Genomic DNA, 24,789 nt, shown 5'->3' with positions numbered 1-24,789 from the left:
CGCGCGCCCGGCCATGTGCCGCCGCCCGCCCCCTCCATGTGGAGAGGGCGCGCGCAGCGTCGCGAATGTGATGAATACCAGCCGGCCTATAAGCCGGGTTCTGTACGGCGGGATTGCTCCCGCGTGGCGGCCATTCCTCTAGGACGCCGGTTGCCCGGCGCCTCTGGCAGTCAACCCGGACGACGATCCGAAGACCGGATTGGGCAAGCTTGCGCCGACCCGTGCCGTCCCTATTCGACCTTGCTCCCGGTGGGGTTTACCGTGCCGCTTCCGTTGCCGGTCGCGCGGTGGGCTCTTACCCCACCGTTTCACCCTTACCTGCGCACGCGCAGGCGGTTTCATTTCTGTGGCACTTTCCCTAGGGTCACCCCCGCCGGACGTTATCCGGCACCGTGTCTCCGTGGAGCCCGGACTTTCCTCGGCACCCGAAGGTGACGCGGCCGCCCGGCCGGCTGGTGGCCCTGCAATGGGGGTAGAAGCGCCGGGCGTCAAGCCTGCGGCGGCGGCTCGTCCCCCACCGTGTGGTCGTGATCATGGTCATGAGGGTGATGGTGGTCATGGTCATGCCCCGCGCCGGGGGCATCGCCGTCCTGCGGCCGGGCGCCGATCAGATTGCGCAAGGTCAGGATGGTGGAGCCGTCCGCCACCCCGTCCACCTGCGAGCGGCGGAAGTGGCGCTGGAAGGCGGTGACCACCGCGAAGGTCGCGGCGTCATACTGACCGGTGACCTCGATGCCGTAGCCATAGAGCGCCAGCATGGCCTGGAGCGCCGCCACCGGCTGGCCGGCATCGCCCAGCATGAAGAAGCGGCCGCCGCCCTTGGGCGCCTCATGCACGAAATGGCCGACGCCCGCATGGTGCAGGAACTCCCAGGGGAATTTCTCGCCCGGATCGTCCTTGCGCAGGGGGGCGACGTCGGAATGGGCCAGCACCCGGTCGGCGCGGATGGAATGGCGGGCGATGATATCGGCGCAGAGCGCGGCCACGGCGGTGACCTGCACCTGCGGAAAATCCGGATAGCCCAGCCCGTGGCCGCGGTTCACCACCTCGATGCCGATGGAGCGGGAATTGGTGTCGTCCCGGCCTTCCCAGTGCGAGGCGCCCGCATGCCAGGCGCGGCGGGCTTCGGGCACCATCTGCACCACGGCGCCGTCCTCCCGCACCACATAATGGCAGGAGACCTCCGCCGTGGGGCTGCGCAGCAGGTCGATGGCCGCTTCGGCGCTCTCCATGCCGGTATAGTGCAGCACCAGCATGTCGATGCCGGTTCGGCGCTCCCCATGGTTGGGGGAGGGGGCGAGGATGCTGACGAGGCCACTGTCGGGGGCGAAGGGAAGCGAGGGATCGGGCACAGGGACTCTCAAGGCATGGGCGCGCATGGGACGATGTGGACGTGACATCGCGCCCGCCGCCCCGCATCGGTGCGGATCACTCTAGAGGAGCTTCCGGCGCCAGGGAATCCCATCGCCGCGGGCGCGCCGGACCGTTCAGCCGGCGGTCCGCAGGGCCTGGATCCGCGCATAAGCGGCATTGACCGCCGCCACCCGGTCGTTGGCCAGCTTGATGGCCACCGGCGGCAGGCCGCGGGAGAGCAGGCGGTCGGGATGATGCTCGCCCACCAGGATGCGCCAGCGGGCCTTGATCTGGGCGTCGGTGGCGTCGGGCGGCAGATCGAGCACCGCATAGGGATCACCGGGGCGGCGCACATGGCGGGCCTCGATGCGGTCATAGGCGGTGCCCTCGAACCCCAGCAGCGCCCCGACCTTCTGCAGGAAGATCAGTTCGTCCGGGTGCAGCGCGTGGTCGGCCTTGGCCACGTGAAACAGGGCATCCAGCAAATCCTCACGCGTTTCCGGCTCGTCGGCGAACAAGGCGCCGATCTGCTTGGCGTAGGATTCGAATCCAGCGGTGTCTTGCCGTGCGAGATCAAACACGCGGGCCACTCCTGCGAGATCCTCAGGGGGAATATCGAAAACCTGGCGAAACGCAGCCACTTCAACGGGCACCACCACCCCATCCGCCTTGGCCATCTTGGCGCATAAGGCGATGAGGGCGATGGAGAAGGCGGCGGGTCGTGGCGCGGGAGCCAGCAGGCGATCGATCGCGTATCCGGCCAGTCCGCCCACCAGCGCGCCCAAGGGGCCGCCCAAGGCGAGCCCCACGCCCGCACCGCCGATCAGACCGGTGACTTGCTTCACGTCTTGCGCTCCACGCCACTTGCCCCCGCCCGCCTGGAACACCGCCACATGAGCCTGTTCGCTCAACAATATCAACGGATCATTAAGGTTGATGAAGGGTTAACGTCGGTTGCAGTCCCAGCCTGAATCCATTGACGCCCATATCATCCCATGTTAACCCAAATGCACCCATCCGGAGGGGTCAGCGCGTATGGCGGCGCCTCCGGTCGCGTCTCAAGGACGGCGGCTGTAGCCGCCGGTGGGGAGCGTTCTTCACCAGCTCTGGGGGTTTCGCGGGCGTCATGGATCGCTTCGTGTCCACCTACACGATGCGCCTTGACTCCAAGGGCCGGGTGTCCATTCCCGCGCCCTACCGGACCGTGCTGGCCAAGGACGGGACCGACCTTTTGTATTGCCACCCCAGCCTCGCCGAGCCGGCGCTGGATGCGGGCGGTTCGCGCCTGATGGCGGAGATCGAAGCGTTGATCGATCGCTATCCGCCCTATTCGGAGGCGCGCGAGGAGCTGGCAGCGGCGCTGTACGGCACCACCGAGACGTTGAAGATCGACTCGGAGGGCCGGGTGGTCCTCACCGACAGCTTGAAGCACCACGCGGCCATCACCGACCAGGTGACCTTCGTGGGGCTGGGACACAAATTCCGGATCTGGGAACCGGAGCGATTTCGCACCCACCTCGCGGAGGCCCGGGAGAAGGTGCGTCAGCTTCGGCACGCGCTCGGTTCCAGAGCAGAGAACGAGGGGAGCAGCATAGGATGACGACGGGTCGCGGGGTCGGACCCACCGACGCCGCTGGCGGACCGGCCCGTCATCTTCCGGTGATGCTCACCGAGGTTCTCGCGCACCTCGCGCCGAAGGACGCCGCCACTTACGTGGACGGTACCTTCGGCGCGGGAGGTTATACCCGGGCGATCCTCGGCGCGGCGGACTGCCGCGTGCTGGCCATCGACCGCGACCAGACCGCCATCGCCGCCGGCGCCGATCTGGTGCTGGCGGCCAACGGCCGGCTGACCCTGGCGGAAGACCGCTTCTCCCATCTCGATATCCTGGCCGCCAATCTCGGCTTTGCGCCGCTGGACGGCGTGGTGCTGGATATCGGCGTGTCCTCCATGCAGCTGGACCAGGCCGAGCGCGGCTTCTCGTTCCGCCGCGACGGCCCATTGGACATGCGCATGGGCGGCGACGTGCCCTCCGCCGCCGATCTGGTGGCGGACCTGGAAGAGGCGGAACTGGCGCATATCATCTGGTCCCTGGGCGAGGAGCGCTTCTCGCGCCAGATCGCCAAGGCGATCGTGACCGCCCGGGCCGAATCGCCCATCACCCGCACCACCCAATTGGCCGAGATCGTGTCCAAGGTGGTGTGGGCCAAGCCCGGCGAAATGCACCCTGCCACCCGCACCTTCCAGGCGCTGCGCATCGCGGTGAATGAGGAATTGCATGAGCTTGTGCGGGCTCTGGCCGCCGCCGAGCGGGCGCTGAAGCCCGGCGGGCGGCTGGTGGTGGTGACCTTCCATTCCCTGGAAGACAGGATCGTTAAGACTTTTCTGTCACATCGGAGCAAGGCACCTTCCGCGTCGCGCCACATGCCGCAAGCGGAGGGGCCGGCTCCCTCGTTCCGGCTCATCGCCAAGGGAATGGTGGAGCCCGGCTCCGAAGAAGTGGCAGGCAATCCGCGTGCCCGGTCCGCGAAACTTCGCGCGGCCGAGCGCACGGAAACCCCGGCGCATCCGGATGGTGACCTGGCGGGGCTTTTGCCCGCCGATCTGTCACAACGCCGAGGGCGGAGACGCAGCTGATGTTCCGCATCGCCAACCTGTTGATGGTTCTGGCGCTGCTCGTGACCGCCGCAGTGGTTTATCAGGTGAAGTACGCTTCGACGGCCGAGGCGGAACGCCTGGCCCATCTGCGTGCCGCGATCCGGGCGGAGCGTGATTCGATTGCCATCATGCGCGCGGAATGGGCCCGCCGCACCGCGCCGCTCTATGTGCAGGGCTTGGTGCAGCGCCATCTGGATCTCCAGCCGCTCTCCTCCGACAACATCTCCACCCTCGACGATCTGCCTGAGAAGCCCTCCGCCAATGGCGATGGCATCGGCGGCATGATCGAGGCGCTGGTGGACGCCCCACTCACCACCTCCACCGTGACCAAGCCCGGCCCCGCCGAGCGCAGTCCCGCCGCTGCGACCGGGTCCGGCGCCTCCGGTCCGCCTGCCGCCTCGGCCTTGCGCAATCCCAATGCGCCGGTGGCCAAGCCCGCCGCCAAGGAGCGCACCGGTACCCCCGTGGCCCGCAATGCCGCGCCCGCCGCCGCCCCCTCCGGTGCTGTGCCCCAGGCGGCCCCGCCGCCCGCCGCGCCGCCGGCCCCGTTCAATCCCTTCGCCGCCTTGGGCGCCCTCCTGCCGCCGGGAATTCTGCCCGGCAGCACGCACTGACGAGGCCCGCCAGATGACCCTTCCCCAACCCCTCGTGCGGGCCGGCCAGATCCTCGGCCGCGCGGCCACCGTCGTCGGTCGATTCATCCTGATGGTGCTGTGGCGGATCGTGGCGGCCATCGGCCGGCTGATCTATGGCATCGCCCGCTGGATCGTGCTGCGCATCTACCGCATCTGCCGCTGGTTCGTGATGAAGCTGGTGGGGCTGGTGATCTTCAGCTATCGCGCCTCCATCTTCATTTTCCGCGGCCTGTTCGGCCTGGACCGCGTGGACCAGGAGACGGTGGCGCGGGCGCGCCTGAAATTCCTGATTCTTGGCTTCTCGCTGGTGTTCGTGGCCATCGGCGGGCGCCTGGTGATCCTGGCTTTGACCTCCGACCCCAACGGCGTGCGCGGCGGCGGCTCCGAGGCGGTGGCCTCCGCCCGGCCGGACATCGTCGACCGCAATGGCGACGTGCTAGCCATCGACGTGAAGTCGCCGTCCTTGTTCGCCGAGCCCAAGCGCCTGATCGATCCCGACGAGACCCTGGAAGGCCTGCTCAAGGTCATGCCGGACCTGGACGTGGCCGAAGTGCGGGCGCGGCTGAATTCCAAGAAGGGCTTTGCCTGGCTGAAGCGCGAGATCACCCCGGCGCAGCAGAAGGCGGTCTATCGCCTGGGCTTTCCCGGCATCGGCTTCGTGCGGGAAAACCGCCGCATCTATCCCGACGGCCCCACCTTCTCCCACGTCATCGGCAATGTGAACGTGGACAACCAGGGCATCGCGGGCCTCGAGAAATATATCGACGGGCGGGGCCTGGCCGAACTGCACATGGCCGGTTTCGCCACCGATCGCCAGCAGGAGCCGGTGGCCCTGTCCATGGACGCGCGGGTGCAGCACGCGGTGCGCGACGAATTGCTGAAGGCGAAGGACAAGTTCAAGGCCAAGGCGGCCATGGGCCTGGTGACCAATGTGCGCACCGGCGAGATCGTCTCCATGGTGTCGCTGCCCGACTTCGATCCCAACCAGTCCAACGATCCGCGCGACAATGCCCATTTGAACCGCCTCACCACCGGCGTGTTCGAGATGGGCTCCACCTTCAAGTCGCTGTCCTTCGCCATGGCGCTGGATTCCGGCAAGATCGGGCTGACCTCATCCTTCGACGCCCGCGGATCGCTGTCGTTCGGGCGCTTCGCCATCCATGATTTCCATGCGGAGAACCGGGTGCTCCAGGTGCCGGAGATCTTCATCGTCTCGTCCAACATCGGCACCGCGAAGATGGTGCTGAGCCTGGGCGTGGAGGCGCACAAGGCGTTCCTGAAGAAGATGGGACAAATGGACCGGCTGCGCACCGAACTGCCGGAAAGCGCCGAGCCCATCGTGCCCAAGCGCTGGGGCGAATTGAACTCGGCCACCATCGCCTTCGGCCACGGCATCGCGGTGGCCCCGCTGCAGGCGGTGATGGCGGTGAATTCCATGGTCAACGGCGGTTTCCTCATTCCGCCCACCTTCATGAAGCGCTCGGAGGAGGACGCCATGAAGGTGGCCACCCGCGTGCTGAAGCCGGAAACCTCCGACAAGATGCGCTATCTGCTGCGCCTCAATGTGGAAAAGGGCTCCGGCAAGAGCGCCAACGTGCCCGGCTATCTGGTGGGCGCCAAGACCGGCACCGCCGAGAAGGTGGTGGACGGGCGCTATTCCAAGACCAAGCTGCTGACCTCGTTCACCGCCATCTTCCCCATGGATAAGCCGCAATATCTGGTTCTGGTGATGCTGGACGAGCCGCAGGCGGTTCCCGGCACCTATGGCTATGCCACCTCGGGCTGGAATGCGGCGCCCACCGCCGGCAAGATCGTCGAGCGCATCGCCCCCATGCTGAACGTGGCGCCGCGCGAGAATTTGCCCGGTGCCGACCAGATGCTGCGGGCAATCCAGCAGAAGGTGGCCGAGCGGCAATAGGGCGCCCGGCGCCATTTCATCCGGCCGGGGTCCGGCCGGTGACCTGAGGTTTTGCGCGCGGCGCCAGGGAGTGCCCGCGCCATTTGATTTTAAGAAGGCGCCCATGGCGGATCTGCTCCATCTGCTCGCCGGCCATGCCCGCCTTGTGCAGGGCGCGGCCGAAGGCGTCCGCGTGTCCGGCATCACCGCCGACAGCCGCAAGGTTCAGCCCGGCATGCTGTTCATCGCCGTGCCCGGCACCCGCGCGGACGGGGCGCGGTTCGTGGCCGATGCGCTGGCCAAGGGCGCCGGCGCGGTGCTGATGGAGCCCACCGGCGCGCCCCCGGCCATGGCGGTGCCGCTGGCCTTCTCGCTGGATGTGCGCCGCTCGCTTGCCCTGGCGGCGGCCCGGCTGCATCCGCGCCAGCCGCAGACGGTGGTGGCCATCACCGGCACCGCCGGCAAGACCTCGGTGGCGGAATTCCTGCGGCAGATCTGGAGCCATCTGGGGCTGAAGGCGGCGTATCTCGGCACGCTCGGCCTGATCGCGCCGGGGGAGGCGGCCTATGGCGGCCTGACCTCGCCGGACCCGGTGGACCTGCATGCGACGCTCGACCGGCTGGCGGGCGCCGGCATCACCCATATGGCGCTGGAAGCCTCGTCCCACGGGCTCGACCAGCGGCGCCTGGATGGGGTGCGGCTGGCGGCGGGCGGCTTCACCAATCTGGGCCGCGACCATCTGGACTACCACCCCACGGTGGAGGCCTATTATCACGCCAAATTGCGGCTGTTCACCGAACTGCTGCCCATGACCGCGCAGGCGGTGGCGGCCAGCGACGCGCCGTTCGGCGCCACCACCTTGGCCTATGCCCGCACCCGCGGCCTGCGCAGCTTCGCCATCGGCCCCGATGGCGATCTGAATGTGACCGAGATCACCCCCGAAGGCCCCGCCCAGCGCATCCGCTTCGCCGACCGGCCGGACATCCTGCTGCCCCTGGTGGGCCGGTTCCAGGCCGACAATGCGCTGCTGGCCGCAAGCCTGGCGGCGGCGGGCGGCGTGCCGCTGGTGGAAGCCCTGGCGGCGCTGCCGTTTCTCACCGGCGTGCCGGGGCGGCTGGAGCGCATCGGCGCCGATCCCGTCCGCCCGGTGTTCGTGGACTATGCCCACAAGCCCGAGGCCCTCGCCACCGTGCTGGACACCTTGCGCGCCGCCACCACCGGCCGGCTGATCGCGGTGTTCGGCTGCGGCGGCGACCGCGATCGCGGCAAGCGCCGGATCATGGGGGCGATCGCGGCGGAGAAAGCCGACGTGGTGATCGTCACCGACGACAATCCGCGCAGCGAGGACCCCGCCGCCATCCGGGCGGAAATCCTGGCCGCCGCCCCCGGCGCCCGCGAAATCGCGGCGCGGGACGAGGCGATCCGGGCGGCTGTCATGATGCTTCAGCCTGGGGATGTTCTGGTGGTGGCGGGCAAAGGCCACGAAACCGGCCAAATCATAGGCGACCGGACGTATCCGTTCTCGGACACTGCGGCCGTTCTCGCCGCCCTGGGGGAGGTGGGAGCATGAGCGCGCGCATTTTATTCACCCCGGACGAACTGACGGCCGCCACCGGCGGGCAGGTCCGCGGGCACGTGCGGGACACCACCGGCATCTCTATCGACACCCGCACCCTGGCGCCCGGCGATGCCTTCTTCGCCATCACCGGCGAGAATAGCGACGGCCATGCCTATGTGGACCGCGCCGTGGCGGGCGGGGCCGCCGTGGCGGTGGTGGCCGCCGACAAGGCCGACCTGATGGCCGATGGCCCGCTGCTGGTGGTGCCGGACGTGCTGGCCGCCTTGACCGACCTCGGCCGTGCCGCGCGCGCCCGCTCGACGGCAGGCATCGTCGCCGTCACCGGCTCGGTGGGCAAGACCACCACCAAGGAGGCGTTGCGCCTGGCGCTGTCGCCCGAGGGCGAGACCCACGCCTCGGCAGCCTCCTACAACAATCATTGGGGCGTGCCGCTGTCCTTGGCCCGGATGCCGCGCGAGGCGCGGTTCGGGGTGTTCGAGATCGGCATGAACCATCCCGGCGAGATCACGCCGCTGGTGCAGATGGTGCGCCCGCAGGTGGCGGTGATCACCACGGTGGAGGCGGTCCATATCGCCCAGTTCGCCGGCATCGAGGAGATTGCCGACGCCAAGGCGGAGATTTTCGACGGGCTGGAGCCGGGCGGCACCGCGGTGCTCAATCGCGACAATGCCCAGTTCGAGCGGCTGGCCGCGAGCGCCCGGCGCAAGGGCGTGGAGCGGATCGTCAGCTTCGGCGCCGATCCGGCCAGCGACGTGCGCTTGCTCGATGTGGCGCTGGACCCGCGCTGCTCGGTCCTGGTGGCGGATGTGATGGGCACCAAGGTCACGCTCAAGGTCGGCATGCCCGGCCGCCATATCGTGCAGAATGCGCTGGCGGTGCTGGCGGCGGTGCACTTGCTGGGGGCGGACCTGGCGCTGGCGGCGGTGTCGCTGGCCCGTCTGCGGCCTCCGCCCGGCCGCGGCGTTGCGCTGGACCTGGCCCTGGCCGGCGGTACGGCGACGCTTCTGGACGAGAGCTACAACGCCAATCCGGCCTCCATGCGTGCCGCCATCGACGTTCTGTCCCGCACCCCGGTGGGGTCGCGCGGGCGGCGTATCGCCGTGCTCGGCGACATGCTGGAACTGGGCACCGAGGGCGAGACCCATCATCGCGAACTGGCACAGGCGCTGGCCGCCGCCAAGATCGACACGGTGTTCTGCGCCGGGCCCTTGATGCATGCGCTGTGGCAGGAATTGCCCTCGGCGCGGCGCGGCGGCTATGCGGTGCACGCCTCCCACCTTGAACCCATGATCTCCGCTGCCATCCGGGCCGGCGATACCCTGATGGTGAAGGGCTCCAACGGCAGCCGCATGGCGCCGCTGGTCAAAGCCCTCTCCGACCGCTTCAGGGTCTCCGGGGACGCGCTGCTCGAAGGATAGACTTATGCTCCAGTGGCTCGCGCAGCTTCACGACACCTTTCCCGCCTTCAACGTCTTTCGCTACATCACCTTCCGCACCGGCGGCGCCATCGTCACCGCGGTGCTGTTCGTGTTCCTGTTCGGGCCGGGCATCATCTCCACCTTGCGCCTGAAGCAGGGCAAGGGGCAGCCGATCCGCGCCGATGGCCCCCAGTCGCATCTGCTGACCAAGAAGGGCACGCCCACCATGGGCGGGCTGATGATCTTCTCTGGGCTGATGGTGGCCACCCTGCTGTGGGCCAATCTGTCCAACATCTATGTCTGGGTGGTGCTGTTCGTGACCACGGGCTTCGGCCTGATCGGCTTTTATGACGACTATCTGAAAGTGACCCGCCAAAGCCATGCGGGCTTCTCCGGCAAGGCGCGCCTGGCCATCGAGGCGGTGATTGCCGGCGTCGCCGTGGTGGTGATCCTCAATGCGGGCCGGACGGGGCTGTCCAGCTCGGTGTCCTTCCCGTTCTTCAAGGATCTGCTGCTGGATCTGGGCTGGTTCTTCGTGGTGTTCGGCGCCTTCGTCATCGTGGCGGCGGGCAATGCGGTGAACCTCACCGACGGGCTCGACGGCCTCGCCATCGTGCCGGTGATGATCGCCGCCGGCTCGTTCGGGGTGATCTCCTATCTCTCCGGCAACGTGGTGTTCGCGGACTATCTGCAGATCCATTATGTGGCCGGCGTGGGCGAACTGGCGGTGATCTGCGGCGCCATCATCGGCGCGGGGCTGGGCTTCCTGTGGTTCAACGCCCCCCCGGCGCAGATCTTCATGGGCGACACCGGCTCGCTGGCCCTGGGCGGCCTCTTGGGCACCATTGCGGTCGCCACCAAGCATGAGATCGTGCTGGCGGTGATCGGCGGCCTGTTCGTGCTGGAGGCGGTGTCGGTGATCGTGCAGGTGGTCTCGTTCCGCCTCACCGGCAAACGGGTGTTCCGCATGGCGCCCATCCACCACCATTTCGAGCAATTGGGCTGGACCGAGAGCCAGGTGGTGATCCGGTTCTGGATCGTCGCCGTGGTGCTGGCCCTGCTGGGCCTGGCCACCCTCAAGCTGCGCTGAGCGCGCATTCGGCGCCTCGCCGGCGGGGGCCGGTCGCCCGGCCCCGGCCGTTTCATCCCCCGGCCGGCCCGCCACTGCTGCCCGGCCCCCTGACCGGTCAGCCATGGCCGCCGCCCGGGAGCCGCCGCAGCGCTGCGGTCCTGACGTCACGCTCGCAGGTCGCGCACGAAGGTCTCGACGACGCTGCGCAGATCGGTGGCCTGGCTCGACAGCCCTTCCGACAGGGATAGCAGCTGGGTGGACGCCGAGCCCGTCATCTCGGCGGCGCGACCGACGCCGCCGATGTTCGAGGTGACCTGCTGCGTTCCGGTGGCCGCCTGCTGGCAGTTCTGGGCAATCTCGCCGGTGGCCGTACCTTGCTCCTCCACCGCACCGGCGATGGCGGCGGAGATCTGCTTGATGTCGGAGATGACCCGAACGATTTCGGCCATGGAGGCCACGGTTCCGTTGGTGGCCAGTTGGATCTCGCTGATCCGGGCGGAGATGTCGGCGGTTGCGGTCGCGGTCTGGGCCGCGAGTTGCTTCACTTCTGACGCCACCACGGCAAAGCCCTTGCCGGCTTCGCCGGCACGGGCCGCCTCGATGGTGGCATTGAGGGCGAGGAGGTTGGTCTGGCTGGCAATCCCCTCGATCAGATTGAGCACATCGCCGATGGCCGTGGCGGCGACCAACAGGTCGCCGATCCGCGCATTGGAGGCCTCCGCCTCTTTGAAGGCGATATCGGCCACTTCGGCCGAATGGCTGACCTGGCTGGAGATCTCGCGCACCGATGCCGCCAGTTCTTCCGACGAGGCCGCCACGGTCTGCACATTGGTCGCGGCTTCCTCGGCGGCCGCGGCCACCGCCTGCGCCTGACGGGAGGTCTCGTCCGCCGTGGAGGAGAGATTGCGGGCTGACACCGCGACTTCGCCCGAAGACTTGGCGAAACTGGCGGCCAGGTCCTGCATTTGGGCCACGAACCGTTGCGCCAGTTCTTCCCGCCTGGCCAGAACCTGTCGCTCGGCCTCTTCGCGTGCGGCCTGTTCATGGCGCGCCTGATCGGCCGCGATCAGTTGATCGCGCAGGACGTCCAATGTCCTCGACATGGCGCCGATCTCGTCGGCGCGCGTGGTTCCGTCCACGGGGCGATCGAGATCGCCTTTCCCCATGGCCGCCATGACCCCCATCATGCCCTTGATCGGCGTCACGATCCCACGTCGCACCAGCAGCACCGCCAGTGCGATCACCGCGAGCGTGGCGGCGGAGATGCCGCCGAGCAGGAGGCGGTTGGTATTATTGGTCGCCACCGTGCCTGCCGCGTTTCTCCGGGCAACCTCTTCGATGATGAGCCGGGTCACGGCCATGGAGGAGGCCAGCACCTGGGCCATCTCGGGCTCGCACTGCTCGACCATCAGTTTGCCCGCGCGTGCATTGCCCGCGTTTTCGGTTCCGCCATTGGCGGTCTTGATGACGCCTGAGCACACATTGTCCACCACATGATGGAACTTCTGCGCGACCGCTCCGATTTTATCGGCAAATTCTGGCGCCGATTTCTTGGCTTGATCGATATTTTGATCAAACAGCTTCACGGCGCCGATGCGGGCCGCATCGGCGGCTTTGTTCTCGGCCTCGCTGGTCGCAATGATATTGCGATAAAGAGCATTGGAGGCCGCGAGCTGGGCGCGATTGGTGCGCGCGAGACTTAATATGGCAACCTCAGGCCCATCAATGATGTCTGTATACATCTGATCAACGGACGACATATTGAATGTCGCATAATAAGCGCCGCCGATACTGACAAGGCCAAGCGCGAGCAGCAAGCTCACCACTTTCCAGCTCATGGTAAGGTTCGCATACGACATGGGGCAATCTCGATGTGAATAAGACTTAATTATGTCTGCCTGATCACTTGTCAGGGGGCTCGCTTGTGCCGGGCTTGCCCTGAGCTTGCCAAGGCGACGTCGCCGTGCCGCTCCCCGGGCGGCCCCGTCCGAGCCGACGGCGCCGAGGCCTCTGCAGATGCGGCGTCTCGCAGGGGCGCCGCTGAAATCTTAGGCGGAATTGTATGCGATCGGCTCGCGGCGGTGCATGCTGTAGCGGCAGCGTTGGTGTTCGCATCGGCGGAAACCGTTGGCGTTGCCCGCTTCTTGAGAAATCGTATACGATTATTGCGTATAATCGCATTCAATATGGCGCCATTTTTGGCGCCTTCTGCCCGAAGGTTGAGCGATCAACCCCCCAGGCCTGCCGCGCTCCGCGCCGGGCGAGGGGGAACCGCCCGGCCCGCATGGCTTGGCACGGCGCTTGCGAAGCCCGAGGCAGATTTCCGGAGGGGACCCCATGCCGATCAGCCGTTCCGCGCCTCGCCTGCCGCGTCTCGCCCGCCAGATCGGCGGCGCCGTGGCCGCCCTCAGCCTCGCCATGGTCCTCACCGCGCCCGCCCGCGCACAGGAGACCATCAAGGTGGGGCTGGTGGCCGCCCTCTCCGGCCAGTCGGCCAAGTCCGGCGAGGCCATCACCCGCGGCCTGCAGGTGGCCATCGACCAGATCAACGCCACCGGCGGCGTGCTGGGCAAGAAGTTCGAGCTGGTGCGCCGCGACGACGAGAGCAACCCGGCCAAGGGCGTGCTGGCGGCCCGCGAACTGGTGCAGAAGGAAAAGGTGGTGGCCTTCTTCGGCGGCATCGATACGCCGGTGTCCCTGGCCATCGTGCCGTTCGCCAATTCCTCGAAAGTGCCGTTCCTGGCGGTGTGGGCGGCGGGCACCGCCATCACCCGCAACGGCGCCGAGGAGAATTATGTGTTCCGCGTCTCGGCGGTGGACGAATTGGTCGACGAGGCGATGATCGATTTCGCCGTGAAGACCCACGCCACCAAGAAGCCGGGGCTGATGCTCATCAACAACCCCTGGGGCGAATCCAATGAGGCCGGCCTCAAGAAGGCGGCCGGCGCCAAGGGCCTGCCGGTGGCCGGCGCGGAAAAGTTCGACAATGCCGACGTGGACATGGTGCCCCAGCTGACCCGCCTGAAGGAGGCGGGCGCCGACACCATCTTCCTGGTGGCCAATGTCCAGCCGGCGGCGCAGGTGGTCAAATCCCTCGACCGCATGGGCTGGAATGTGCCGGTGGTCTCCCACTGGGGCCCGGCCGGCGGGCGCTTCACCGAACTGGGCGGGCCGAGCGCGGAGAAGGTGGACATGGTCCAGACCTATTCCTTCTCCGGCAAGCTCTCCCCCAAGGGCGAGACCGTTCTGGCGGCGCTGAAGGCCAGATATCCCGAGATCAAGACCCTGGCGGACGTGACCCCGGCCGTGGGCATCGCCAATGCCTATGACGCCATGAACCTCTTGGCGCTGGCCATCGCCAAGGCCGGCACCACCGACGGCCCGGCCCTGCGCAAGGCCTTCTACGAGATCGGGCCCTATGTCGGGCTGATCAAGACCTATGACAAGCCGTTCACCCTCGGCAACAACGATGCGCTGGGCAAGGGCGACTATATCTTCACCCACTTCAAGGGCGCCGAGATCGTGCCGGTGGGCAACTGAGGCGCGGGGTGTGAGGCCGAGGGGGATGCCGTGCTGATCCTGTCCGCCATCGTCTCGGGGCTGAGCCTGGGCAGTATGTATGGACTGATCGCGCTCGGCTATCACGTCACATACACGGTGTCCCATTCGGTGAACTTCGCGCAAGGTTCGTCCGTCATGCTCGGTGCCGTGCTCGGCTACACCCTCTGGGTGACCCTCGGTCTGCCCCTGCCGGTGGCGGTTCTGCTCGCCCTCATTCTGTGCGGCCTGTCCGGCCTGGTGGTGGAGCGGGCGCTGGTCCGGCCTTTTGTTTCCAAGGGTTCCAGCGCCTGGCTGATGGCCACCGTTGCCGGCGGCATCGTGCTGGACAATGCGGTGATGTTCACCTTCGGCAAGGAGCCCCGCTCCTTGCCCTCCGTGCTGGCGCAGAAGCCGGTGGATCTGTTCGGCGCCGGGGTCTATCCGCTGCAATTGGTGATCCCGGTAGTGGGCATCGCGATCGCCCTCGGGCTCCATCTGCTTCTGCGCAAAACCAGCGCTGGCAAGGCTTTGCTGGCGGTGGTGCAGAACCCCACCGCCGCTTCGCTGATGGGCATCGACGTGCAGCGGGCGGTGGCTCTGGCCTTCGCCGCCTCCTCGGTGCTGGCGGGCATCGCCGGCCTGCTGATCGCGCCCCTGCTGTCGGTGTCCTCGGACATGGGATTGATGTTTGGCATCAAGGCCTTCGCGGTCGCCATCCTGGGCGGCATGGGCTCGGCCTCGGGCATCATGCTGGCGGGCTTCGCCTATGGGCTCGTTGAAGCCCTGATCACCAGCGCCCTGGGCTCCTCTTACACCCAGATCCTGGTGTTCCTGGCGGTGATCGCCGCTTTGGCTTTGGTGCCGGACGGCCTGTTCGGCCGCGCCGCCGTGAAGAAGGTCTAAAGCCTTGCGCCCGCTCATTCTGGCGCTTGCCATCCTGCTGGGCGCCGCCGCCGCCATGGCCCTGGCCTGGTGGGGCGAGAGCTATACCTCGTTTGTGATCGCCTTGGTGGCGCTGACCGCTTTGGTGGGCATCGGCCTCAACATCCTGCTGGGCCTCACCGGGCAGGTCTCGCTCGGCCATGTGGGCTTCTATGCCATCGGCGCTTATGTGAGCGGCATCGCCATTTTGAAGGGCGCGGGCTTCGCCCTGGCGCTGCCGGCGGCGGCCCTGGTGGCAGGCGCCGTGGGGCTGCTGCTGGCACTGCCCGCCTTGAGGGTGAAGGGGCCATATCTGGCCATGGTCACCATCGCCTTTGCCTTCATCGTCGAGCATGGGCTGATCGAATGGCGCGCGGTGACCGGCGGCGCCAACGGCCTCATGGGCATCCTGCCGCCGCCGGTGGCGGGGGTGATGTTCGCCGAACGCGAGATGGCGGTGCTGTGCGTGGCCCTGGCGACGGTGGCGCTGCTGGGGTTTCTGGCCCTGTCCATGAGTGGGCTGGGCCGCGCCATGCGGGCGGTGCGCGACAGCGAGGTGGCGGCGCAATCCGTGGGCCTCAACCCCGTGGTGCTGAAGACCTTGGCCTTCGTGCTCTCGGCGGCCCTGGCTGGGCTGGCGGGGGCGCTGTTCGCGCCGCTGATGATGTTCATCTCGCCCGGCTCGTTCCCGTTCTCGCAGTCCATCCTGTTCCTGTTCGCCGTGGTGGTGGGCGGGGCGGGCACCGTGCTGGGGCCGGTGGTGGGGGCGCTGGTGGTGGTGGGCCTGCCGGAAATGCTCTCGGACTTCGCCGAATATCGCCTGCTGCTGTTCGGTGGCTTACTGCTGGCGGTGCTGTGGCTGGCGCCGCGCGGCATCGTCGGCGAGGTGCTGCGGCTGGTGGCGCGCCGCCGGGTGCGTCTGGTCGCCTCCACCACGCCCGCCGTTCTGACGCCGCAGGGGGCGCCGCTGCCGCTGGTGGTGCGCGATCTCGCCATCACCTTCGGCGGCGTGAAGGCGGCGCAGGGCGTCAGCTTCACCGCCCAGCCGGGGGCGGTGACCAGCCTGATCGGCCCCAATGGCGCCGGCAAGACCACGGTCCTGAACATGATCGGCGGCTTCTACCGCCCCGATGCCGGCTCGATCCGGCTGGAGGGCGAACTGGCCGGGGCGCCCGCCTATCAGGTGGCCCGCGCCGGCATCGCCCGCACCTACCAGACCACCCAATTGTTCGGCTCCCTCAGCGTGCTGGACAACGTGCGCCTGGCCCTGAAGGGCGAGGCGTCCCAGGCCGAAGCGCTGCTGGCCTTCGTCGGCTATGGCGGTGATCTCGACGCCCCCGCCGACGATCTGCCCCATGTGGATCGCCGCCTGGTGGAGATCGCCCGGGCCCTCGCCATGCGCCCGCGCGTGCTGCTGCTGGACGAGCCCGCCGCCGGCCTGATGCGCGCCGACAAGGACGCGCTCGCTTTGCTGCTGCGGCGCATTGCCGATGCCGGTCTCGCCGTGCTGCTGGTGGAGCATGACATGACCCTGGTCATGGGCATTTCCGACCATGTGGTGGTGCTGGATGCCGGCCGCCCCATTGCCGAGGGCACGCCGGCCCAGGTGCGCACCAACCCGGCGGTGATCGCGGCCTATCTGGGCGGCGATGTCGGCCGGGCGCGGGGCCGCGCCGCACCTTGGGACGGCAGCCGCGATGCGGTGTTGACCGCGCTCGGTCTCACCGCCGGTTATGGTGCCGCGCCGGTACTGGACGGGGTCAATCTGGAGGTGCGGCCCGGCGAATGCGTGGCGCTGCTGGGGGCCAATGGCGCCGGCAAGTCTACGGCCATGAAGGCCATCGCTGGATTGTTGCGGCCCATCACCGGCGATGTGGTGCTTGCGGATACGCCGGTGGCGGCGCTGGCCGCGCACCAGATCGCCCGCAAGGGCCTGGCGCTGGTGCCGGAGGGGCGGCAGGTGTTTCCCGAACTGTCGGTGCGGGACAATCTGCTGCTGGGCGCCCATGCCCGCGGCGCGGCCGATCCTGCGGAGGTGGCGGCGGATTTCGAGGCCCTGCTGGTGCGCTTCCCGCGCCTGCGCGAGCGCCTCGGCCAGCGGGCCGGGCTGCTCTCCGGCGGCGAGCAGCAGATGCTGGCGGTGGCGCGCGGCCTGATGGCCCGGCCCAAGATCCTGCTGCTGGACGAGCCCTCGCTCGGGCTGGCCCCGGCCATCATCGGCGAACTGTTCGACATCCTCGCCGACCTGCGGGAGGAGGGCGTGACCCTGCTGCTGGTGGACCAGATGGCGGCGCTCGCCCTCACGGTCGCCGACCGCGCCTATGTGCTGGAGCAGGGCCGCATCGTGAAGGCGGGCAGCGCCGCGCTGCTGGCCGGCGATGCGGATCTGGAAGCGGCCTATCTCGGGGCCAAGGCCGGCGCGGCGTGAGGCCGGCCTCGCCCTTTTCGGCGCGTGATCCCATCTTTTCGGAGCGTAGGCTATGAGTCTCGACCACATCTTCCGCAATGCCCGCATCGCCGGCAACGAGGGACACTTGGTGGATATCGGCATCCGCGCCGGCCGCTTCGCCGCCATCGGCGTCGGTCTGGAGGCGGACGCGCCGTCCGAGGATCTGGGCGGGCGGCTGGTGGTGCCCGGCTTTGTGGAGACCCACATCCATCTGGACAAATCCTGCCTGCTGGGCCGCTGCGTCTGCGAGAAGGGCACGCTGGAGGAAGCCATCGGCGCCGTGGCCGCCGCCAAGAAGGCTTTCACGGTGGAGGACGTCTATGCCCGCGGCAAGCGCACGCTGGAGAAGGCCATCCTCCAGGGCACCCAGCGCATGCGCACCCATGTGGAGGTGGACCCGCGCATCGGCCTCACCTCCATCCATGCGCTGAAGCAGCTCAAGAAAGACTATGCCTGGGCCATCGACCTGAAGCTGTGCGTGTTCCCGCAGGAGGGCCTGCTGGATGATCCCGGCTGCGAGGACGTCATGGTGGCGGCGCTGGAGGCGGGCGCCGATGTGGTGGGCGGCGCGCCCTATATGGACAAGGACAGCCACGGCCAGATCGCCCATGTGTTCGCGCTGGCCCAGCGCTTCGGCGTGGACATCGACTTCCACCTGGATTTCGGCCTCGATCCTTCGCACCTCGATCTGCTGGAGGTCTGCCGGCTGGCGGAAGAGACCGGCTGGAGCGGGCGGGTGGCCATCGGCCATGTGACCAAGCTCTCCGCCGTGCCGCACGACCGCCTGGTGGAGCTGGCCAAGCGCCTCGCCGGGGCCGGTGTCGCGGTGACGGCGCTGCCGGCCACCGATCTGTTCCTCATCGGCCGCGAGTATGACCACAATGTTCCGCGCGGGGTGGCGCTGGCCCATGTGCTGATGGCGCATGGCGTCACCTGCTCGCTCTCCACCAACAATGTGCTCAACCCCTTCACCCCGTTCGGGGATTGCTCGCTGGTGCGGATCTCCAATCTCTATGCCAATGTGGCCCAGGTGGGCACGCCGGCGGGCATGGCCACCTGTCTCGACATGGTGACATCCTCTTCTGCGCGGTTGCTCAATCTGGCCGACTACGGCATTCGGGAGGGCGTCCCGGCCGACATGGTGGTGCTGGATTGCACGACCCGCGCCGAGGCGGTGTCGGAACTGGCGCCGCCGCTGTTCGGCCTCAAGGCCGGCCGGCGCACCTTCACCCGTCCTGCCGCCCACCTGCATGTTCCCGCTTTGGAGAGCGTTGCCTGATGACCTTGCATGATCCGCTCAACGCCTTCGTCGCCCACGGGCAGGTGGACATCCAGCGCCGCACCGACGGCCCCCTGGCCGGGCGCACCTTCGCGCTGAAGGACTTTTTCGATCTGGCCGGCGTGCCCACCGCCGCCGGCAGTCCGCATTGGCTGGCGAGCCATCCGGTGCCCACCGAGAGCGCGCCGGTGGTGGATCTGCTGCTGGATGCGGGCGCCCATCTGGTGGGCAAGACCCACACCGACGAGATGGCCTGGAGCCTCAATGGCGAGAACCATCATTACGGCACGCCCATCAATCCGGCGGCGCCGGGGCGCATTCCCGGCGGCTCCTCGTCCGGTTCGGCGGCGGCGGTGGCGGGCGGGCTGGTCGAGTTCGCCATCGGCTCTGACACTGGCGGCTCGGTGCGGCTGCCGGCGAGCTATTGCGGCGTGCTGGGCATCCGCCCCACCCATGGCCGCATCGCCATTTCCGGCGCCGTGCCGCTGGCGCCGAGCTATGACAGCGTCGGCTGGTTCGCCCGCGATCCGGCCCTGTTCGCCGCCGTGGGCGCGGTCTTGCTCGGCCCGGCCCCGGAGGCCCCGGCCCCCGCGCGGGTGCTGATCGCCGACGACATGTTCGCCGCCGCCGGCCCCGCCGTGGGCGCGGCTTTGGCGGATGGGCTGGCGCGGGTGCGCGCCCTCTATGGCGAGGCGCAGCATGTCACCGTGGCGCCCGGCGGACTGGGGCCGTGGCGCAATGCGTTCCGGCTGATCCAGTCGGCGGAAGCCTGGGCCGCCCATGGCGCCTGGGTGGAGGCGGTGAAGCCGGAGTTCGGCCCCGGCGTGCGCGAGCGCTTCGCCGCCGCCTCCCGCCTCGATCCGGAGGAAGTGAAGGCGGCGCTGGCTCTGCGCGCGGAGATCCGCGCCCGCATGGATGATCTGCTGGGGGACGACGGCCTGCTGGTGCTGCCCACCGGCCCCGGCATCGCGCCGCTGCGGGCGACCCCTGAGGCGGAACTGGATGCCTTCCGCGCCCGCGCGCTGGAACTGCTGTGCCCCGCCGGCCATGCGGGCCTGCCGCAGGTTTCCATGCCCTTGGGTACACTGGATGGTTGCCCGGTGGGCCTGTCGATGATCGCCCCGCGCGGGCGGGACGAAGCTCTGCTGGCGCTGGCGCAGAAGGTGTGAGGTCGTCCGGCTCCGTCCGCTTGGGCGGGCGGCGCCAGGGACTTAGCGGGAGCCCCCTTCCGGGAACCGCTCCAGCCAGTGGCGGGCGATGGCGGCGCGCGGGGCGATCCAGGCGACGCCGGAGCCGGTCATGTGGGTGAGGATCCGCTCCAGCGCCGCCATGCGGCCGGGGCGGCCGATCATGCGCAGGTGCAGGCCCACCGACATCATCTTCGGCGCCCGCTCGCCTTCGCGCACCAGCCAGTCGAACGCATCCAGCACATAATCGGCGAAATCCGAGCCGCTGAAGCGCTGGGTGTGCTGGAAGTGCATGTCGTTGGTATCAAAGGCATAAGGCAGGATCAGATGCCGCCGCCCGGCTATGGGGAGGAAGTAGGGCAGGTCGTCATTATAGGCGTCGCTGTCATAGAGAAAGCCGCCTTCCTCCACCAAGAGGCGGCGGGTGTTGGGCGAGGAGGCTGAGCGGGTGTGCCAGCCCACCGGCCGCTGGCCGGTGGCGCGGGTGATGGCCTCCACGGTGCGGGCGATGCGGGCCCGCTCGGTGGCTTCGTCCAGGCCCGCATGGCTTTCCCAGCGCCAGCCATGGGCGGCGATTTCATGGCCGCGGGCAATGGCATCGCGGGCCAGATCCGGCGAGCGCTCCACGGCGCGGCCGCAGGCGCTGACGGTGACCTTTACACCGTGTGCATCCAACAAATCCATCACCCGCCACCAGGCGGCTCTGGTGCCGTAGTCGAAATGGCTTTCGATACAAGGGTCTGGCCCGTCCAGGCGATGGTCGACTTCGTAGATTCCCTCGTTTGTCGCATCGCCTTCCGACACGGAAAATTCGGCACCTTCCTCGAAATTCACCACAAGCGACACCGCGATTTTCGCGCCCCCCGGCCACTTTGGGTCGGGCGGAGCGCCGGCGTAGCCCACGAGATCGCGGCCGGAGGCGGGGAGGGTGGGCTTGAGCAGAACGGGGGTCATTGGCCGGTCCCCGCCATGCGGTGCAGGCCGACCATGCGGTCGCTGGCCACCAGGAGGATGACGGTCGCCCCCAGGATCAAAGTGGAGAGGGCGGCGAGCGTCGGGTCGGGAGCTTCTTCGATATATTGCAGCATCTTGATCGGCAGGGTCTTGGTCCGCACGTCGGTCAGGAAGATCGACACTGGATAGTTGTCGAAGGAGGCGAGGAAGGAGAACAACCCCGCGGTGAGGAATGAGGGGGCCAGCGCCGGCACCATCGCCTTGAGGATGGCGCCGGGATAGGTGCAGCCCAAGGTTCGTGCGGCTTCCACCAAGGTGAAGTCGAAGCGCGACAGGCCGGCGATCATGGTGCGGGCCACATAGGGCAGGGTCACCACCAAATGCGCCAGCAGCAGCCCGCTCCAGGCGGCCGAGAAGCCGATGGCGCGGTAGTATTGCAGGAGAGCGATGCCGAGCACGAGGCCGGGCATCATCAAGGGCGAGACCAGCACCGTGCCGATGGCCTCGGACCCCGGCAGCCGCCCTTGCGTGATGGCGATGGCGGCCAGCGTGCCCAGCACCAGAGCGATGGCGGTGGAGAGGGCGGCGATCTGCAACGACAGTCCCAGCGCCGGCCAGAAGCCGTCCATCTGGCCGATGCGGCCGTACCAGCGCAGCGAGGCCCCGCCCACCGGCAGATCGAACACCGGCGTCGGCGAGAACGAGGCGGCGGCGATGACGATCAGCGGCGCCAGCAGGAACAGGGCCGCGCCCAGGGCCATGGTCCAGGCGAACAGGATGGCGAGGCCGCGGGTCATTTGCCACCTCCCGCCCGGCCGAGCCGGGTGCTGAGCGCGACCACGGCCACGGCGATGGCCAGCAGCACCACGCCGGCGGCGGCGCCGAAGGCGGGCTGGCGGGCCAGCAGATAGGCCTTGGCGATGGTGGTGGAGAGGGTGGGATAGCGCTCGCCGATCAGCAGCGTCGGCACCACATAGGCCGAGACCGAGAGCGAGAACACCAAAGCCACCCCGGCGATGATGCCGGGCAAAGTGAGCGGCACCACCACCCGCAGGAAGGCTTCCGCGGGCGAGGCGCCGAGCGTTGCGGCGGCGTCCGCCAGGCGCGGGTCCAACTGCGCCACCACGGTGTAGATGGGCAGGATCATGAAGGGCAGGAAGATGTTCACCGAGCCGACGATCAGCGCGGTCTCGGTGAAGATCATGCGGATGGGGGTGTCGATGATCCCCAGCATCAGCAGGGTCTCGTTCACCAGCCCGTCGCTGCGCAAGAGGATGGTCCAGGCGAAGGCCTTGACGATGACGCTGGCGGCCAAAGGCAGGAACAGGCAGGCCAAAAGGGTGCTGCGCACTGCGCCGCGCGCCCGCGCCAGAGCGAAGGCGGCGGGATAGCCGATCACCAGAGCGATGATCGTGGTGAGCAAGGCGAGGCGCAGGGAGTTCCAGATGACCTGAAGATAATAGGCCGTGCCCAGCAGCTTGGCATATTCATCGAGGGTGAAGCCGGCCGCATTGGAGAGGCTGGCCGCCAGCAATTTGGCCAGCGGCAAAGCGAACAGGAACAGCAGGATCAGCAGGGCCGGCGCGGCCAGGGCCAGCGCCAGCCAGCGCTCGCGGTTCGGCGCGGCGGGGACGGGCGCCGCCGGTACGGCGGCGGGGAGGGCAGCCTCGCTCATGCCGCCTCCGCCATGGCCGGTGTGGGCACGGGAAAGGCGAAGGTCTCGGCGATCGGCCAGGACAGGCGGATCTCGGCGCCGGGGGAGAGATCGACCGCGTCCTGTCCCGGCAGTTCCGCCAGCAGGGTCTCGGCGCCGGCGGCCACCTCCACCAGGGTGCGCGAGCCCTGGAACACCACCGAGCGCACATGCCCGCTGACGGCATTGCCCTCGGTGTCCATGGCGGGGCGCAGATGTTCGGGCCGCACCGCCACGATCACCGCCGAGCCGGTCAGGAAGTTGCCGGTGGCGGCGAGGCGGCCGACGCTGGTTTCCACCAGCACGCGGCCGTCCGCGCTGGCGACCACGGTGCCGGCGATGCGGGTGGACAGGCCGACGAAATTCAGCGTGAACAGGCTGGCCGGGCGGGCATAGATGGCGCGGGGCTCAGCCAGTTGCTCGATGCGCCCGCCATTCATCACCGCCACCCGGTCGGACATGGTGAGCGCCTCGTCCTGGTCATGGGTGACGAAGATGGCGGTGGCGCCGATGTCCCGCAGCATGCGGCGCATCTCGCCTTGCATTTCCTCGCGCAGTTTGCGGTCGAGGGCGGAGAGGGCTTCGTCGAACAAAAGCACGTCCGGCTCCACCGCCAGCGCCCGGGCCAGCGCCACCCGCTGCTGCTGGCCGCCGGACAGAGCGGAGATGGGCCGCGCCGCCAGATGGTCGAGATGCACCAGCGACAGCGCCTTGTGCACTGCCGCCTGGATGTCGGCGCGGGCGCGGCGGCGCACCGTGAGCCCGAAGGCCACGTTGCCCGCCACGGTGAGGTGCGGGAACAACGCGTAGTTCTGGAACACCACGCCCACATTGCGCTTGTGCGGCGGGACGCGGGTCACGTCCCGGCCGGCGATTTCCACCGCCCCCGCGTCGGGCAGGGCGAGCCCCGCCACCAGACGGAGCAAGGTGGTCTTGCCGCAGCCGGACGGGCCGAGCAGGGTCACCAGTTCGCCGCGCCCGATGGCCAGGTCCACCCGGTCGAGCACCGTGGTGGCGCCATAGCGCTTGGAGGCCTGGCGGACGACGAGATGGGGCGCCGGGCTCATGCCATCTCCTTGATCCAGCGGTCCACCCAGCCGGCCCGCTCCTTGGCGATGAAGGCCCAGTCGGGCGCGAACAGGCTGTCGCTGGCGGGATAGCCGGCCGGCGTCGGCACGGTGGCATTGGTGGGGGCGACGAAGGCCTTGGTGGCCAGCAGCGTCTGCACTTCGGGGGAGAGGAAGGCGTTGATCACCGCTTCCGCCGTATCGCCGCCGGGGGCGCCGGTCACCTTGGCGATGCCGGAGGGCATGGAGAAGCCGCCATCCTTCGGGATCGCCAGATCCACCGGCGAGCCGTCCGCCTTGCGGATCAAGGTGTAAGCGGAGAACTGGCCGCCGATCATCCAGGCCTCGCCCTGCTCCAGAATGTTCATGGCCTGGGGGGCGTTGGTATAGACGTTGAGCAGGTTCGGCTTGAGGCTTTTGAGCTTCTTGAAGGCGGCGTCGATATCGTATTGCGCTTCCTTGTAGGGCTTGCCGGTCTCCAGATGGGCGGCGGCCAGCAGCACCCAGAAGCCCTCGGTATTCTGCAGCGAGGGCACGATGATCTTCTGGGCGTATTTCGGCTCCCACAGTGCGGACCAGTCGGTGGGGGCGGCGGGCATGCGCTTGGTGGAATAGGCGATGCCGACCCAGGGCTTCTGGTAATTGGCCCACATGCCGTCGCGATGGATGGCGTCCGGCACCAATTTGCCGAGATTGGGCACGTTGGCGGCCTTCATGGGGGTGATGAGGCCTTCGGCGGCGGCGGGCAGCATCACCGGATCGTCCATGATCACCACGGACATTTTCGGGGCACCCTTGTCCGCCTGCATCTTCTGCAGATTGGTGAGCGAATTGGTGCCCTCATAGAGGATGCTGACGTCCAGCATCTTCTTGATCAGCGGAAACACGTCCGCATTGAAATATTTGGCGGCGCCCGCCGGGCCGCCGAGGACGATCTCCTTCGGCGCGGCGCGCAGAATGGCGGGACAGGCAATGCCGCCCGCCAGCGCCCCGGCGCTGAGCTTCAGGGCGGTCCGGCGGGAGATGGGAGAAAAGGTCATGGCGTCCTCGCTGCGTCACGGTCGCGACATTTATACCTCTGCAAACA

At 68.4% G+C, this 24,789-nt stretch carries 20 protein-coding genes and 1 other RNA gene; 12 read left to right on the top strand and 9 right to left on the bottom strand.

Going from position 1 to position 24,789, the window contains the following annotated elements; translation table 11 throughout:
• Positions 1-73: 73 nt before the first annotated feature.
• The 3 genes from rnpB to AAG816_RS15210 form a co-directional block, all read right to left on the bottom strand.
• An RNA gene (gene rnpB / locus AAG816_RS15220) (RNase P RNA component class A) lies at positions 74-456 on the bottom strand.
• A 32-nt stretch (positions 457-488) separates the two neighbouring features.
• Positions 489-1,352 carry an N-acetylmuramoyl-L-alanine amidase gene (locus AAG816_RS15215; RefSeq protein WP_341990499.1) on the bottom strand — a complete coding sequence of 288 codons (864 nt, stop codon included), beginning with the start codon at positions 1,350-1,352 and terminating at the stop codon, positions 489-491.
• A gap of 135 nt (positions 1,353-1,487) precedes the next feature.
• Positions 1,488-2,198: a TerB family tellurite resistance protein gene (locus tag AAG816_RS15210; RefSeq protein ID WP_341990498.1), complete on the bottom strand. Its 711-nt coding sequence runs from the start codon at positions 2,196-2,198 to the stop codon at positions 1,488-1,490.
• Between the two features lie 281 nt (positions 2,199-2,479).
• Here AAG816_RS15210 and mraZ point away from each other — a divergent pair, with 281 nt between their 5' ends.
• From mraZ to mraY, 7 genes are all read left to right on the top strand, one after another.
• The gene (gene mraZ / locus AAG816_RS15205; protein WP_341990497.1) at positions 2,480-2,953 is read left to right on the top strand and encodes a division/cell wall cluster transcriptional repressor MraZ; all 474 of its coding nucleotides are present in this window, start codon (positions 2,480-2,482) and stop codon (positions 2,951-2,953) included.
• The gene (gene rsmH, locus AAG816_RS15200) at positions 2,950-3,990 is read left to right on the top strand and encodes a 16S rRNA (cytosine(1402)-N(4))-methyltransferase RsmH (RefSeq protein WP_341990496.1); all 1,041 of its coding nucleotides are present in this window, start codon (positions 2,950-2,952) and stop codon (positions 3,988-3,990) included. The genes mraZ and rsmH overlap by 4 nt, the downstream gene beginning before the upstream one ends.
• Positions 3,990-4,625 (top strand): hypothetical protein, encoded by a 636-nt coding sequence (locus AAG816_RS15195; RefSeq protein ID WP_341990495.1) that lies wholly within the window; start codon positions 3,990-3,992, stop codon positions 4,623-4,625. The genes rsmH and AAG816_RS15195 overlap by 1 nt, the downstream gene beginning before the upstream one ends.
• Before the next feature lie 13 nt (positions 4,626-4,638).
• Positions 4,639-6,564 carry a penicillin-binding protein 2 gene (locus AAG816_RS15190; RefSeq protein ID WP_341990494.1) on the top strand — a complete coding sequence of 642 codons (1,926 nt, stop codon included), beginning with the start codon at positions 4,639-4,641 and terminating at the stop codon, positions 6,562-6,564.
• Between the two features lie 103 nt (positions 6,565-6,667).
• Complete coding sequence (locus tag AAG816_RS15185; protein ID WP_341990493.1) at positions 6,668-8,113, top strand: UDP-N-acetylmuramoyl-L-alanyl-D-glutamate--2,6-diaminopimelate ligase; 1,446 nt, start codon at positions 6,668-6,670, stop codon at positions 8,111-8,113.
• Entirely contained in the window at positions 8,110-9,540 is a 1,431-nt protein-coding gene (locus tag AAG816_RS15180) for a UDP-N-acetylmuramoylalanyl-D-glutamyl-2,6-diaminopimelate--D-alanyl-D-alanine ligase (RefSeq protein WP_341990492.1), read from the top strand. The genes AAG816_RS15185 and AAG816_RS15180 overlap by 4 nt, the downstream gene beginning before the upstream one ends.
• Positions 9,541-9,544: 4 nt before the next feature.
• Complete coding sequence (mraY, locus tag AAG816_RS15175) at positions 9,545-10,630, top strand: phospho-N-acetylmuramoyl-pentapeptide-transferase (protein ID WP_341990491.1); 1,086 nt, start codon at positions 9,545-9,547, stop codon at positions 10,628-10,630.
• A gap of 146 nt (positions 10,631-10,776) precedes the next feature.
• Here mraY and AAG816_RS15170 read toward each other — a convergent pair whose 3' ends face one another.
• Positions 10,777-12,471, bottom strand: a complete 1,695-nt coding sequence (locus tag AAG816_RS15170) for a HAMP domain-containing methyl-accepting chemotaxis protein (protein WP_341990490.1) — start codon at positions 12,469-12,471, stop codon at positions 10,777-10,779.
• A 559-nt stretch (positions 12,472-13,030) separates the two neighbouring features.
• On the opposite strand from AAG816_RS15170, the gene AAG816_RS15165 reads away from it, so the two are divergent.
• The 5 genes from AAG816_RS15165 to AAG816_RS15145 are packed head-to-tail and all read left to right on the top strand — an operon-like array spanning position 13,031 to position 19,970.
• On the top strand, positions 13,031-14,152 hold the full coding sequence (locus AAG816_RS15165; RefSeq protein ID WP_341990509.1) for an ABC transporter substrate-binding protein: 1,122 nt from the start codon (positions 13,031-13,033) through the stop codon (positions 14,150-14,152).
• A gap of 33 nt (positions 14,153-14,185) precedes the next feature.
• A complete protein-coding gene (locus AAG816_RS15160; protein ID WP_341990508.1) occupies positions 14,186-15,055 on the top strand; it encodes a branched-chain amino acid ABC transporter permease in 870 nt (289 codons plus the stop codon).
• Positions 15,056-15,110: 55 nt separating this feature from the next.
• Positions 15,111-17,501 carry a branched-chain amino acid ABC transporter ATP-binding protein/permease gene (locus tag AAG816_RS15155; protein ID WP_341990507.1) on the top strand — a complete coding sequence of 797 codons (2,391 nt, stop codon included), beginning with the start codon at positions 15,111-15,113 and terminating at the stop codon, positions 17,499-17,501.
• A gap of 52 nt (positions 17,502-17,553) precedes the next feature.
• A complete protein-coding gene (locus tag AAG816_RS15150) occupies positions 17,554-18,801 on the top strand; it encodes an amidohydrolase family protein (RefSeq protein WP_341990489.1) in 1,248 nt (415 codons plus the stop codon).
• A complete protein-coding gene (locus AAG816_RS15145; protein WP_341990488.1) occupies positions 18,801-19,970 on the top strand; it encodes an amidase in 1,170 nt (389 codons plus the stop codon). The genes AAG816_RS15150 and AAG816_RS15145 overlap by 1 nt, the downstream gene beginning before the upstream one ends.
• Before the next feature lie 42 nt (positions 19,971-20,012).
• Here AAG816_RS15145 and AAG816_RS15140 read toward each other — a convergent pair whose 3' ends face one another.
• From AAG816_RS15140 to AAG816_RS15120, 5 genes are read right to left on the bottom strand one after another with little or no spacing between them, the layout of a single operon-like run.
• Positions 20,013-20,942 (bottom strand): polysaccharide deacetylase family protein, encoded by a 930-nt coding sequence (locus AAG816_RS15140; protein WP_341990487.1) that lies wholly within the window; start codon positions 20,940-20,942, stop codon positions 20,013-20,015.
• Complete coding sequence (locus AAG816_RS15135; protein ID WP_341990486.1) at positions 20,939-21,739, bottom strand: ABC transporter permease; 801 nt, start codon at positions 21,737-21,739, stop codon at positions 20,939-20,941. The genes AAG816_RS15140 and AAG816_RS15135 overlap by 4 nt, the downstream gene beginning before the upstream one ends.
• On the bottom strand, positions 21,736-22,617 hold the full coding sequence (locus tag AAG816_RS15130) for an ABC transporter permease (RefSeq protein WP_341990485.1): 882 nt from the start codon (positions 22,615-22,617) through the stop codon (positions 21,736-21,738). The genes AAG816_RS15135 and AAG816_RS15130 overlap by 4 nt, the downstream gene beginning before the upstream one ends.
• Complete coding sequence (locus AAG816_RS15125) at positions 22,614-23,702, bottom strand: ABC transporter ATP-binding protein (RefSeq protein WP_341990484.1); 1,089 nt, start codon at positions 23,700-23,702, stop codon at positions 22,614-22,616. Before AAG816_RS15125 ends, AAG816_RS15130 begins: the two co-directional genes overlap by 4 nt.
• The gene (locus AAG816_RS15120) at positions 23,699-24,742 is read right to left on the bottom strand and encodes an extracellular solute-binding protein (protein WP_341990483.1); all 1,044 of its coding nucleotides are present in this window, start codon (positions 24,740-24,742) and stop codon (positions 23,699-23,701) included. Before AAG816_RS15120 ends, AAG816_RS15125 begins: the two co-directional genes overlap by 4 nt.
• Between the last annotated feature and the right edge of the window lie 47 nt (positions 24,743-24,789).

The organism is Azorhizobium sp. AG788 (genome assembly GCF_943371865.1).
Taxonomy (GTDB): domain Bacteria; phylum Pseudomonadota; class Alphaproteobacteria; order Rhizobiales; family Xanthobacteraceae; genus Azorhizobium.
This window is presented reverse-complemented; position numbering and strand designations above follow the sequence as displayed.